Here is a 12,552-nt window from a genome sequence, read left to right as displayed (position 1 = left end):
TTACGCCATCGTCATCGCCAACGTCGCCGAAGCCAGGGATGCCGCCGGGGTGGAGGCAGCGCTGGAGAACGCCATCCTACCCGTGGGCAGCTCGGCCATAAAGAAGAACACCCACAACAATATCTCCATCCAAAGCTACCTGGGCGCATATTGGAATACCGCCAATGCCAACAGCGCGATACAGCATGCCTGGAGCGATCGCTTTGGCGTGACCGCGCCCATCGGCATCTCCTGGACGCCCGGATTCGGCAGCTGGAGAAAGCGCGGCTCGCTCAGCCTGTTCGCGGAGGTCTTTGACATCGGCGCCATCGTGGACTACAAGCTCAAGACCGACTCGGTCGTTTCCAGCGGCGGTACGACCGTGCCGGCTACCTCGAAAACCTACTCCATCCAGTTGGGACAGATCTTCTCGCCCGGCGCATATGTCGTGTACGGCTTCTTCGCCAACCTGCCGTTGTCGCTGGGCTTTGGCGGTCAGTACGGGCCGGGCCTGTCGAAGGTGACCGGGGATGGCGGTACGGTGACCGCCAACCCCAGCTGGCGCTGGAACATCTTCCTGGCGGTGGACCTGCCGTTTTTCAACATATTGAACGATAACCGGCAAAAGAAGGCGAAGTAGTCCTATTTTGCGGTCCTATGAGCACACCCGTCGTCCTATCCGCCCCGATCCGCTGGGGCATTTTGAGCACCGCCAAGATTGGGGTCAGGCAGGTCATCCCGGCCATGCAAAAAGGCAACCTGACGACCGTAACGGCCATCGCCAGCCGTAACCTGGAAAGGGCGGAGACGGTGGCGGAAGAGCTGGGGATACCCAAGGCCTATGGGTCTTATGAGGAGCTGCTGGCGGACCCGGAGGTGGATGCGGTGTATAATCCGCTGCCGAATCATTTGCATGTGCCGTGGACGTTGAAGGCGTTGCAGGCCGGGAAGCATGTGTTGTGCGAAAAACCGGTCGCGCTCGACTTGAGCGAGGCGAAGGCGTTGATGACGGCGGCGGCGCAGTATCCGGATTTGAGGGTGATGGAGGCCTTTATGTATAGGTTCCACCCGCAGTGGCTCCGGGCGAGGGCGCTGGTGCTGGAGGGCGCGGTGGGGGAAGTGCGGGCGATCCATTCCCATTTTTCTTATTATAATGACGACCCCCATAATATCCGCAACCAGGAGGACATGGGCGGGGGCGGGCTGATGGATATCTGGTGCTATTGTATCTCGTGGCCTCGGTTTATCCTGGACGCGGAGCCGACGCGGGTGACGGGGGTGGTGGAGATCGACCCGGTGCTGGGGGTCGACCGGCTGACGTCGGGGCTGATGGACTTCGGGGGGCGGGCGCAGGTGACGTTTACTTGCTCGACGCAGTCGTCGCCGTACCAGCGGGTGTTCATCCACGGCACGATCGGGCGGATCGAGATCGAGATCCCGGCCAACCCGCCGGCGTGGGGACGCACGCGGATACAGCTCACGCGGACGGGCGAGCCAACGGAGGAGATATGGCTGGAGGAAGCCAACCACTATACGCTACAGGGCGACGCGTTTGCGCGGGCGATCCTCGAAGGCAAGGAGGCGCCGACGCCGCTGGGGGATGCGGTGTCGAATATGGAAGTGATCGAAGGGGTGTTCAAGGCGGCGAAGGAAGGGAGGTGGGTGAAGCTTTAGTTCGATAGGACCCAAAGCGATTCGGTGCCGATGTTGTTGGTGTTGTAACCGATCCAGGCGTAGCCGTTATAGCCCCAGCCCGGTCCCGTGCTGTTCCGGACCAGCCAGGCCTTTTTGGATTCGTCCCAGCCGACGATCATCACGGCGTGGTCGACTTGTATGGCGAGGGGCGTGGTGGGGCTGTCAATGAACACCTTCCCGCTGTCCTGGACGGTATATTTCAAGTCTGCAAAACTACCAAACGACAATACCAGGGAACTCACGGCGCCAAAACGGACGATGGCCCTTTTGATGGCCAGGGGGGAAGCGATACTGTCTATGCCTTTTAAGGTGTCAACGGCGCCCCAGGCGGTGACCTGGACGACGGCGGGCATTGACGCCGTCACGGAACAGGTCGATCGTATCATCCCGACGTCGGGGTCGGCGGAAGCATTCACGACCTTGATGTTTTGGGTCTTTAGGTATGTAAGTGCCTCGTTCGTCCTCGCTCCATAGTAACAATCCCTATAGAAGTTACCGCAGTCGGCGATCTGTTGGGTACTCAATTGAAAGGCGGCGGGGCTGGCGACGTGGTTCCGCCTGATGTAAGACACCTCGAGTATGCCTATGGCCGAATAGGCCCAGCAGCTGTTGCACCTCGTATTTTGTGTCCGCACCGCGGGCAGGTAACCGGAATCCCGGGCGTCGTAGCGGGGCAGGTTGGCTTCGCGCACGATCGTCTCCTGTTGTGCCTTGGTCAGGCCAAATAACGGGTTCCTGCCTGACAGCTCATCCTTCCGGAGACTGTCCGCCGCCCCGGCGCTGGCCATCCAGTAGCCGGTTACGTCTACATAACTGCCGCCGTGCGCGCCTTTTCCATACCGATGGTGACACGCAAAAAAGAGCAGCGCTATACCCATGAGGGATCGTTTCATCGTACATTATTTACAACCGTACAATACCATTCCGGATCGCATACATGACGAGCCCTACCCTGCTCTTGGTCTGGAGCTTTTGGAAGAGCGCGTCGCGGTAGCCGTCGATGGTGCGGGGGCTCAGACACATTTCCTGGGCGATTTCCTTATAGGTGAGCTCGGTGGCGGACCAGCGGAGGAACTCCGCTTCGCGGTCGGACACCAACGGACCGTCGAGCTGGCCGGCGGTGTTGAGGAGGCGGCCGGTGACGAGCTCCGACTGATAGTAGCCTTTTTCGGTCAGCTGCGACAGCGCCTGTCGCATCTCGGCGGGCTCGATGTCCTTTAGGACATAACCGCGGACGCCCTGGCGAAGCATGCGGATGATCGCGGTTTCGTTGTCGTACATCGACAGGGCGAGGATCTTTACGGACGGGTATTGCTCCTTTAGCCATGCGGCGGTCTCATAGCCATCCATCAGCGGCATCTGGATGTCCAACAGCAGGATGTCGGGGACGCGGCCGGCCGTCATCTTCTCCATACAGTCGCGACCGTTGTCCGCCTCAAATAAAACGGTATAGGGGCCGAAGTCCCGGACCAGGGCCGCGAGGCCGTTCCGCATCAGTACGTGATCGTCTACCAGGGCAACAGTTATGGGGTCCATGTCTTAAGGATTTGGCAAAATAATGAGGGCAAGGGTGCCTGTGGCGGACACGGGGGCGATCGACAGCGTCCCGCGGATCTGGGTCACCCGGTTGACCATGTTCCTCAGGCCAAGGCCCTTCCCCGGCTGTGCATGCGCCAGTGAAAAGCCCTGGCCATTGTCACGAACCTCGACCGCCAGCTCATCCGGGCGGTAACGGACCTGCACATCGATCTCGGTGGCGCCTGCGTGCTTGACGATGTTGTTGAGCAGTTCCTGGACAACGCGGAAAGCGACCAGCTCCCGTTGGAGGTCCAGCCGGTACGCGACGCCGGTCTCTTCGAGGGTGGTGCGATAGGCACCCGTTTTGGTCAGCAGTGTCAGCTGCTGACCGATGGCCCCGGCGATCCCGGCCTCTTTGATGCTATCGGTATCGAGTGTACGGGCGATGTCGCGCAGGTCCTGGATCGCGCGGGTGAGCAGGGTGCGGGATTGCTGGAGCTTTTCCTCGTCCTTTTCGCCGCCGTGCAGGTCGAGGGTGTTCAGGTTGAGCTTGACAAAGCTGAGCACCTGGCCGATATTGTCGTGGATCTCCTGGCTGATGCTTCGTGAGGTTTGCTCCTGGATTTCCAGCTGGGCCTCGGTATAGGTACGCTCCATTTCAACGAGCTTACGGGCGTGCTGGAACCGGCGCTTCTGGTAGAAGAGCAGGATGAAGACGAGGATTCCGGTAAGCGCGAAGAAGAGAAGGCCGCTGATTATGACGACCGTCGCCACTTCCTGGTAATTATCCTGCATAGGAATGCGTACGTATAAATCGTGTACAACAAGATATTCAAGACTGCGTAGATGTTCATATATTTCTTTGCCAGCTCCTGGAGGTGCAGGTTGAGGAAGTTCAGCATCCCCATCAGCGGGAACTGGCACGCGAAATACAGGAGCATCCCCGCGGCGATCCAGAAGTCGGTGTTGTCCTCCAGGGTGGTCAGCTCTTCGGCCGTAAACACCTCGTAAAGGTACCGCCCGGACATCAGCAAACAAAAGACCGACTCCATGGTGAGCCCATAGCTGTTCCAATTGTTCAAGCCAAAAACCCCAAACGTGGTATATCCCCATGCCAGCGGGTACAGCCACAAAAACGTCATCGACACCTTCCGGGGCCAGCCCCGGGACAGCAGCCCATAGAAATAGGCCGCATAACACTCCGTCTCCACGAGCGAAAAAAAGTTATACGCCGGCATCGTGTTCCGGATGTGTAGCGGGTGGATCAACAGGGTACAACACGTCTCCACCACAAGGGTGATCCCCATCAAAGCCGAAAAGAGCCTCCATCGCCAGGGGTTACCGCGCCGGTAGGACCATAAGCTGGACAAAAAACAGATGAGCAACAAGGCCAGGTAAATACGGAAGAGCACGATGGGTGCTTTTTAGTTATTGGGCGGAAATGAGGTACCGGAACAGGTGTTGGGCGGGCACGGATTGATAGTGTTGTCTCCTCCCACCAGGAAACCACCGGGATTGGTTTGCGCAGGAGGGCCGGGATTGTCCACGTTTTCGATATCGAAATGGTAGTAGTAGGTCGTACCGTCGTAGTCGAACGAATCGGCGTACTGGAGCACTACGGTGGTGAGGTTGAACAATTTCATGTCTTCCCCACAGTCATCGGAATAGGCGCCCAGGAAGAACGTAACCCCTTTTATGCCATACGCGGGGTTGTTGACATCCTGGTAGACCGTGTCCTTCCAGTCTTTGGTGAGCCTGAAGGAGGTGGTCTCCAGTATCTTGGGCGGAACGGCATAACCATATTTGGTCAGTATGGACGTCACTACCTGCCGGGACAGCGGGAGGATCGTATTCACATAGCCCATTATTAAAGGAAGTGCGTCGTCGTGTTGCATCTGAACCACCTTTCCGCCCGTCACGGCGCCCGCTCCGTGCATGACCGGGGGGGTCACGACAAAGAGCGGCGTGGCGTCGTCTTTTAGGTAAAGGTCGTTCCCGGCGGCGTCGGTCGCGGTAAAAATGAGCAGCAATGAGCCGCCAAAGGTGGCCAGATTGGCCGGGATGGCGGACTTGGGGTCCGCATAACCGAAGTAGGCGCGGTAGCCGCCGAAGTTGGGTAAACCGGCCAGGGCGTCCATGACCGTCTGGAAGTTGGCCACGGTCATGAACCAATAGGTCGGTTGCGGCATACCGGTGAGCTGGGTGTATGCGAAGTGCTTTTTCTCTAAAAAGCTGCCCATGATGGCATGGTCATAGGCTTTGGGCATGTGGACGGCATCAGACATACAGAGGTTTTTTGTAAAAGTCCATTTCCCACGCCGCATGGGCAAGGGTGAAAACACCCGATTCTATTTCCCCCAGACCTTGATCTCGGTTCCGTCGCCGGGGCGGGAGGTGATGGAGACCTGGTAGCGCATCTGGGCGGCGCGGGTGCGGATGTTCTTGAGGCCGTGGCCTTCGGTGGAGGCGGTGGGGTTGAAGCCGCGGCCGTTGTCGCGGATGCGGAAGAGGATGCGGTGGGGGGCGCCGGCGGCTTCGATGCGGATGTGGGTGCAGTCGGCGTATTTGAGGATGTTGGTGATGGATTCGCGGGCGATCATCAGGAGGTTGCGCTTTTCGGATTTGGAGAGGTGGATGTCGGCGGCGCCGGGGGCGACGGCGCAGTCGAGCGTGATGCCGGTGGCGCTGAGGAGGGGGAGGGCGTTTTTGCGGATGTGCTCGACGAGGCCGCCGAGGGTGTCGAACTTGTCGTCGAGGACCCAGATCATGTCGCGGAGGCCCTTGATGGCTTCGCCGACGGAGGTGTCGACGTTGTCGAGGTGGCGGGGGTCTCGGCGGGACAGGTGGACGTAGTATTTCAGGCCGTTGAGGGTGCTGCCGAAGTCGTCGTGGAGGTCGCTGGCGATCTCGCGGCGGATGCGGGACTGCTGCTGGAGCTGGACGACGCGGTAGCGGTAGATGGCGACGAAGAACAGGATGCCGAGCAATATACAGGCGTAGAGGAACCACTGGGTCTGGTACCAGCGCGGGAGGTAGACCAGCTGAAGCGTGAGGGGGTGCGGTGTGAGGACGCCATCCTCGTTGGCGGCGCGGACGTGGAGGGTGTAGGCGCCGGGGCGGAGACCGACGAGGTTGATGAACTGTTGGGCGCCGAGGTTGACCCAGCCGTTGGAGACGCCGTCGATGGCGTAGGCCAGCTGAGTGCGTTGGGGGTTGGCGAAGTCGAGGACGGAAAACGAGAGGTTGGTCTGGACGACGTCAGGGCGGATCTCGATATAGTCCAGTAACAAGTTCGCGGTGTCGCGGTTGGAGAGACCGGTGGTGAGCTGGGCGGCGGTGGGATAGAGGACCGGGGGGCGGTCGTTGACTTCGAGCTGGGAAGGCTCGATGCGGGTGAGGCCGCCTTCGCCGCCGGAGTAGAGGTAGCGGCCGTCGTAGTAGCCGCAGTTTTCTTCGAAGCTGTTTGACGCGAGGCCGTCCTTACGGAAGTAGCTGGAGACCCACCAGGTACGCAAGTCGACGCGGCAGAGGCCGTTGTTGGTGGTGACCAGGAGGGCGGTGTCGCCGGAGGGGACGATGCGGTAGACGCCGGGGCTGGTGAGGCCCTGGGGTATGCCGATGAACTTATGGATGCGCATGGCGCTGTCGACGCCGTAGAGGCCGTGGCCGTAGATCGCGAGCCAGGTCAGGCCGCCGGCTTCGGCGGCGTCGAAGTAGAAGTTATAGGGCTGGCGGGTGATGCCGTCGGTCATGTGGTAGTTCTCCACGCGTTTGGTGCGGAGGTCGAGGATGCCAAAGCTGTCATCGGCGAGGACCCACATACGGCCGCGGCTATCCTTATAGATGGTGTTGACGATGCCGCTGGCGAAGGCGTTGGGGCCGCGGCCCTCGTGGATGTGGTCGAGGGCGTGGGTGCGCGGGTTCCAGCAGAAGACGCCGTGGAAGGACTCCGTGCCCATGACGACGAGGGAATCGCCGCTGGTGACGAGGCTGTTGACGGAGCGGCCGTCGAGCTCGGCCAGCTCGGGGTAGACCTGGCCGATGGGCTGTAGACGGCCGGACTCGAATATGAATGTCCGTTGCTGGTCGGCGATGAGACAGCGGCCGTCGGGGAGGCGGCCGGCAAAGTAAAAGACGTCGCCTTCGACGAGGGGCTCGACCGCGCCGGAGACGGTGTGGACGCGGCTCAGGCCGTCGGTGGCGCAGGCCAGGAGACTGGTGTCGGTTTCGGGGAAAACGTAGAAGACGTGGTCGAGACAGGTCCTGGCCATCGGCGACCGGACGTAGGGGACGAAGGGAGTGCGGCGGTTACGCGCCCAGGCGACGCCTTTTTCGGCGCTGAGCCAGATGTCGCCTTCGCGGTCGAAGGAGATCGAGTAGATGTTGGTCAGCCAGTTGTTTTCCCCGGAAGGGTCGAGGTCGTCGACGGGGATGAGCTGGCGGTCCCAGCAGTAGAGACCGTGCTGGGCGGCGAGCCAGACCCGGCCGTCGGGGTCGATCGCGGCGGCGGCGACGCGGGCGCCGGCGGGGAGACCGGGGAGGACGCGGGGTTTGAGATCGACCCAGGTCCGTCCGTAGTGGACGTCGTAGAGCCCGCGGTTGGTGGCCAGGAGGGCGTCTCCGGAGGAGACAAAGGCCATGGTGCGGAAAAAGGCGGGCTCGGTGTTGTCGGGGAGGCCCAGCTGGCGGAAGGTGTAGGACTGGAGCACATGGCCGGAGGCGCCGTCGTAGATCGTAAGTCCGTAGTTGGCCAGGAAGACCCAGAGGTGACCGAACTCGTCGGCATACATGGTATTCACGTTATAGGCGGAGTCCTCCTTGTGGCGGGGGAAGGGGATCGGTTCGGGCAGGGTGCAGACGCCGGACACGGTGTCGTACATCGTCACGCCGTCGTAGGTGCCGATCCAAAGATGGCCGCCGGCAAAACGCAGGCGTTTGAGCCAGTCGCTGGGGAAAGCGAACCGGCCCACGAGGGCGGGGGTGGAATGGGTGACCTCGCCGGTGCGGAGGTCGATCGCGTTGATGCCGGAGTAGGACTCCACCCAAAGGATCTCGCGGGCGGTGTCCTCGACCATGTCCCAGATGTCGTTGTTGACGATCCGGTGGCGCGCGTCGGCGGTGGAGTTATAGACGACGAAGCGGCGGCCGTCGAAGCGGTCGAGGCCGTCCTGGGTGGCGACCCACATAAAACCGTAGGTATCCTGAATGATTTTTTTTACATTGTAGCTGCTCAACCCCTGATCCTGTGCGCACTTCACGAAGTGCAAGGGCAGCCCTTCCTGGGCCCTGAGGCCCGACGGTTCCAGGGACAGCGCCCAAATAAGCCCTAATATGCACCAACATCTAAGTGCCATCGTATGAATTCAACCACTCCCTGGCTGTCCGTATTGGTGGCCCAGCAAACGGAACCGGACCAAGATAACCATTTCCTGAAGAAACTCCTCGACCAGCTGATCGACTATCCCGGGAATCCGAACGTCACCCAGCTGGTATGTGTCAGCGTATACGCCCTGCCCCCCACCCTCGAAAAACACCTCGACGGCCAGCTCCGCATCCGGCGGGTGAACGGCGACCTGGTGTCGCTCATCCTGGAGCTCCGGGACCACCGCTTTACGCTGGTCAAAGAGCTCCCGCTCAAGGCCGCCGACTTCTGCAACCCCAAGCATATGCTGGGGATGTTCCGGTTTATCCGCGACAACTACCCGTACAAGCGCCTGCTGCTATCCACCTGGGACCACGGGTCGGCCTTCGGCATCTTCAACAAGACGGACAAGCGCCTCAAGGTCCACGGTGAATTGCACCAGGTCTTTACCCTCCAGCGCGTCCTGAAAGGGCTCCGCAACACGCCGCACATCGCCAAACCCCACTGTCTCGGGATGGAGGGGCTGGCGAGGGCTATCCGCGGGAGTTTTGGCAAAGCCGATGTACTGCTCCTGCGGAATTGCTTTATGCAGCTCTTCGATACCGGGTACACCCTGCACGACGCGGCGCGCTACCTGGTGGCGTTCGAGGGTACGATGTATTTCTGGACCTATGACACGGATGTACTGCTCGGCGCGTTGGGCAAGGGCACGGGGCCGGAGGGCGTCAAGGCGATCTGCGCCGCGGCGGTCAAGTCGTTCGACGTCCACAACCCGTATAAGAACATACGGGCGCAAACGGGTCTTTTCGCCAATGACCTGAGCCGGTATCCCGCGCTCGATGTCCTGATCGAGGATATGACGCGTATACTCCTCACCCTGAAGAACCGGAAGAAGGACATACTCGCCTGCCGGGCCACGTGCAGCGACCTCGCCGCGGCGACCGACCCCGGGCAGTTCCAGCTGGTCGACGCCCACCGGTGGTTCAACCAGGCCGGCAGGATGCTCCTGCCGCAACACAGGGAATACCAACGCGCGCTCAACTCCTTCAACAAAACGCTCCGGAAAACGGTGATCGACAGTTTTGTCGGAGACCAGATCGGTGAAGGACAATTCGGGGCGTCCGGGTTCTCGCTCTACTTCCCGTCCAGCCTGGACGACCTGGGGTTCAACCGGAGCTTTTACAAGCTCTATTACGACCGGGACTCCCTGTATCGCTCCAGGTTCAGCCGGAAAAGCGTGTGGGATGCGTTTATCCACTTCGTGTTCCTGGACGCCCCGGACAAAGGCTAGGCCTGGGCGCCGCCGGTGTCGGGCTTCTTCCCGCCGGTGCCGCCGTCGCCACCGGTGGTGGTGGTGCCACCGCCATCGGCCATGACCGCGCCGGTGTCGGGTTTCTTACCCTTGGCCGTTACGTTGATGGTGTAGTGGTACTCGCCGGTCTTCGGGTCGTGCTTGACCGAATCGATCGAGGCGTTGGTGATCTCCATGAACTCATCGGCAAGCATGCTTTTCAGGGTCGAGCCGTGGCTCGGGAGCGCGTTTTTGGCTGACATACGTTTTTATTTTGTGGTTAATGACTCTCTACAGCCGGACGATGTGGCGGCGCACGGCCTCCAGCGCCATGCCGGTGCGGCTTTGCACATTCAGCTTCCGGAAAACCGACTCGCGGTAGCCGTCGATGGTCCGCTCCGACAGCTGCATCTCGGAAGCCACCTGCTTGTACGTGAGGTCGCTGCAGGCCAGCGTCACAAAACGCTTCTCCTGCTCGGTAAGGCCGTCCGGCTCGCTTTTGTCGAGGGCCAGGCGGCGGTATTTAAGGTTGAACAAATCGCTGTTGTAGTAGCCCTGGTCGTATACCTCGATCAGCGCCTTCTCGAGCTCGTCGGGGTGCGTATCCTTGAGCAGGTAGGCGCAACAACCCGCCTTGATCATCTGGATCACGGTGGTGTCGTCGTCCTTCATCGAGAGCGCGACGAGGCGGGAGCCCGGGTACGTCCTGGTGATCTTTGCCGTCGCCCTGATCCCGTCCATGACGGGCATGTCCACGTCGACCAGCAGGATGTCGGGACGCTCGGGCATCTCCGCCAGCTTGTCGAGCAGCTCCTTGCCGTTGAGCGCCTCCAGGACGACCTCGAACGACGAAAAGGTCTCGATCAGCATCACCAGCGACTTCAGGAACAGCTGGTGGTCATCGGTTACGCCTATGGTGATCTTGGACATATGTATCTATAAATTGCCTGTTGCTCATTCCTTTCCCCTTCCGCGACGTCACCGCCTTGTCCTCCGTCACCCCCGTCTGGTTGACCCGCTGCCACCAGTCGCCCGTGGCGGGCGTCATCCAGCTCAGGTAGCCCCCCTTGAGCACTTCCCGGGGAGCCTGGATCGAACCCGTATAACTGTACCGCGTACCCTGGACCCGGACCGGGTCGAAATAATTGGGCGTATAGAAGTCGGACACCTTAATACCGTTGACCGTATAGCTGCATCCCTGGCACGGGTCGCAGACCTCGACCAGGAAATTGACCCTACCCTGGGCGGTCACCGGCGAATCTCCCGGCACCATCCGGTTGCCATAAGGGTCGACCAGCATCTCGATACACTCGTGGCTCAGGGTCACCGTCCAGTCGCCCCGCAATTCAACGATCGACGACGGCTGGCCGTGCTCGTCCTGGTGGAAACCCAGGTCGCCGGTCGTTTGCTCCACGAGGGTCACCGGCCAGTAGCCGACCGGTACGTCCTTCGGATCGGTGAACACGCTGATCGACGTCCGCACCTGCCAGAGCGGGAAGACGTCCCTGTCCACCTGCTTCTGGATCGCCGCCACCGCCTGGGTCAGGGTCCGGTTATCGATGGTCTTGGGCGCTACCACGGCGATCAGCTGGTGAAGCATAGGATGATAGGATGGGTTTGGTCTGCCAAATCTAGGGGAGGATATCGAGATGAAGGAGGGTATTTTTCCCGGGGGGATTTCGGGCAACGGAAATGGGGGTCTTACGCTATCGCGATGCCCGTCCTGATGGCATACAACACCAACCCTACCCGTGTCCGTACGTTGAGCTTGTCGAAGAGCGCGTCCCTATACCCGTCGATGGTCCGGGCGCTGAGGTACATCCGGTCGGCGATCTCCTTATAGGTGAGCTCCGAGCACGCCAGCCTCAGGAAGGTGACCTCCCGGTCGCTCAACGCCTGGCCGCCCGCGGCCTGGTCGGCGACGGGGCTTCCGGGGAGCTCGCGGCCGGAGAGCATGTCGGAATAGTGAAAGCCTTTTTGCATCAGGTCGTCGAGCGCAAAGCGAAAGGCGAGCGGGTCGGGCTCGCGGTAGGCGTAGCGGCGGATGCCGTTGGGGTTGATCCGCACGATCTGCTGGGCCTTGCCCGACACGGAGAGCGCGAACAACTTGACATTGGGGTAGTGGACGGCAAGCCAGCGGGCGGTATCCTGTCCCGACGTCCTGGGCGTGCTGGTGTCCATGAACGCCATGTCCAGGTGATGATCCGGCCGCAGTTGCCGGATGAAATCCTGACCATCAGTAGCCTCGAGCAGTACATCGAACTCGTCGAAACCGCGGATATACTCCGCCAGTCCCTTCCTGAGCCGCACGTGACCGTCTACCAGCGCGATGGCAATTTTCGGCTGAGGGGTCATCAGTTTGTGGTTAACATGTTTGCAAAGAGTAAGCAGCCATAAGTTAGGTAAAATAACATACGCCGGTATCCGTATAAATACTGGTTTTTGTCTTCCTTGCTGGAACACTCAAACTTAGGCTGGCAACCAAATAGCGGGAAAAATCCCGGGATATTTATACGGATTCCCGTACTATCAGCCGGCTGCGGAGCGCATACCGGTAGGCCGCGCCCGGAACGTGCCCCGGGTCGGACAATTGCCGGATCAACAGCTGTATGGCATGTAGCGCCATCTCCTCGAGCGGGGGCCGGATGACCGTTATCGCGGGCTCGTGTAACCGAAGGAGCAGGTGGTCCGCATAGCAAAGGACCGC

Annotated in this window: 14 protein-coding genes; 3 read left to right on the top strand and 11 right to left on the bottom strand. The window is 60.7% G+C overall.

From position 1 onward, the window contains the following. Positions 1–619, top strand: a 619-nt coding sequence (locus tag VL547_RS13305; protein WP_325578526.1) for a hypothetical protein, incomplete at its 5' end; no start/stop codon positions are given. Between the two features lie 17 nt (positions 620–636). Beyond that, complete coding sequence (locus tag VL547_RS13300; protein WP_325578523.1) at positions 637–1,653, top strand: Gfo/Idh/MocA family oxidoreductase; 1,017 nt, start codon at positions 637–639, stop codon at positions 1,651–1,653. On the opposite strand, the gene VL547_RS13295 is transcribed toward VL547_RS13300, so the two are convergent. The 6 genes from VL547_RS13295 to VL547_RS13270 all read right to left on the bottom strand — a co-directional run bounded on the left by VL547_RS13295 (position 1,650) and on the right by VL547_RS13270 (position 8,546). Further along, a complete protein-coding gene (locus VL547_RS13295) occupies positions 1,650–2,567 on the bottom strand; it encodes a C1 family peptidase (RefSeq protein ID WP_325578521.1) in 918 nt (305 codons plus the stop codon). The genes VL547_RS13300 and VL547_RS13295 overlap by 4 nt on opposite strands. 10 nt (positions 2,568–2,577) lie before the next feature. Further along, positions 2,578–3,210 carry a response regulator transcription factor gene (locus VL547_RS13290; protein ID WP_325578519.1) on the bottom strand — a complete coding sequence of 211 codons (633 nt, stop codon included), beginning with the start codon at positions 3,208–3,210 and terminating at the stop codon, positions 2,578–2,580. A 3-nt stretch (positions 3,211–3,213) separates the two neighbouring features. Further along, positions 3,214–3,987: a sensor histidine kinase gene (locus VL547_RS13285; RefSeq protein WP_325578517.1), complete on the bottom strand. Its 774-nt coding sequence runs from the start codon at positions 3,985–3,987 to the stop codon at positions 3,214–3,216. Beyond that, a complete protein-coding gene (locus tag VL547_RS13280) occupies positions 3,948–4,604 on the bottom strand; it encodes a hypothetical protein (protein WP_325578515.1) in 657 nt (218 codons plus the stop codon). Before VL547_RS13280 ends, VL547_RS13285 begins: the two co-directional genes overlap by 40 nt. 12 nt (positions 4,605–4,616) lie before the next feature. Beyond that, positions 4,617–5,477, bottom strand: a complete 861-nt coding sequence (locus VL547_RS13275) for a hypothetical protein (RefSeq protein ID WP_325578513.1) — start codon at positions 5,475–5,477, stop codon at positions 4,617–4,619. Between the two features lie 63 nt (positions 5,478–5,540). Further along, a complete protein-coding gene (locus VL547_RS13270; RefSeq protein WP_325578511.1) occupies positions 5,541–8,546 on the bottom strand; it encodes a sensor histidine kinase in 3,006 nt (1,001 codons plus the stop codon). A gap of 3 nt (positions 8,547–8,549) precedes the next feature. On the opposite strand from VL547_RS13270, the gene VL547_RS13265 reads away from it, so the two are divergent. After that, positions 8,550–9,845, top strand: a complete 1,296-nt coding sequence (locus VL547_RS13265) for a clostripain-related cysteine peptidase (protein ID WP_325578509.1) — start codon at positions 8,550–8,552, stop codon at positions 9,843–9,845. Here the strand turns inward: VL547_RS13265 and VL547_RS13260 are convergent. The 5 genes from VL547_RS13260 to VL547_RS13240 form a co-directional block, all read right to left on the bottom strand. After that, positions 9,842–10,108, bottom strand: coding sequence for a hypothetical protein (locus VL547_RS13260; protein WP_325578507.1), 267 nt, complete (start codon positions 10,106–10,108; stop codon positions 9,842–9,844). The genes VL547_RS13265 and VL547_RS13260 overlap by 4 nt on opposite strands. Before the next feature lie 28 nt (positions 10,109–10,136). Continuing rightward, positions 10,137–10,775: a response regulator transcription factor gene (locus tag VL547_RS13255; protein WP_325578505.1), complete on the bottom strand. Its 639-nt coding sequence runs from the start codon at positions 10,773–10,775 to the stop codon at positions 10,137–10,139. After that, positions 10,744–11,445 carry a hypothetical protein gene (locus tag VL547_RS13250; RefSeq protein ID WP_325578503.1) on the bottom strand — a complete coding sequence of 234 codons (702 nt, stop codon included), beginning with the start codon at positions 11,443–11,445 and terminating at the stop codon, positions 10,744–10,746. The genes VL547_RS13255 and VL547_RS13250 overlap by 32 nt, the downstream gene beginning before the upstream one ends. A gap of 101 nt (positions 11,446–11,546) precedes the next feature. Continuing rightward, the gene (locus tag VL547_RS13245; RefSeq protein ID WP_325578501.1) at positions 11,547–12,200 is read right to left on the bottom strand and encodes a response regulator transcription factor; all 654 of its coding nucleotides are present in this window, start codon (positions 12,198–12,200) and stop codon (positions 11,547–11,549) included. Positions 12,201–12,354: 154 nt separating this feature from the next. Then, positions 12,355–12,552: substrate-binding domain-containing protein (locus tag VL547_RS13240; RefSeq protein ID WP_325578499.1), on the bottom strand; the 198-nt coding region annotated here is incomplete at its 5' end.

The sequence above is a fragment of the Dinghuibacter sp. genome, assembly GCF_035492835.1.
Taxonomy (GTDB): domain Bacteria; phylum Bacteroidota; class Bacteroidia; order Chitinophagales; family Chitinophagaceae; genus Dinghuibacter.
This window is presented reverse-complemented; position numbering and strand designations above follow the sequence as displayed.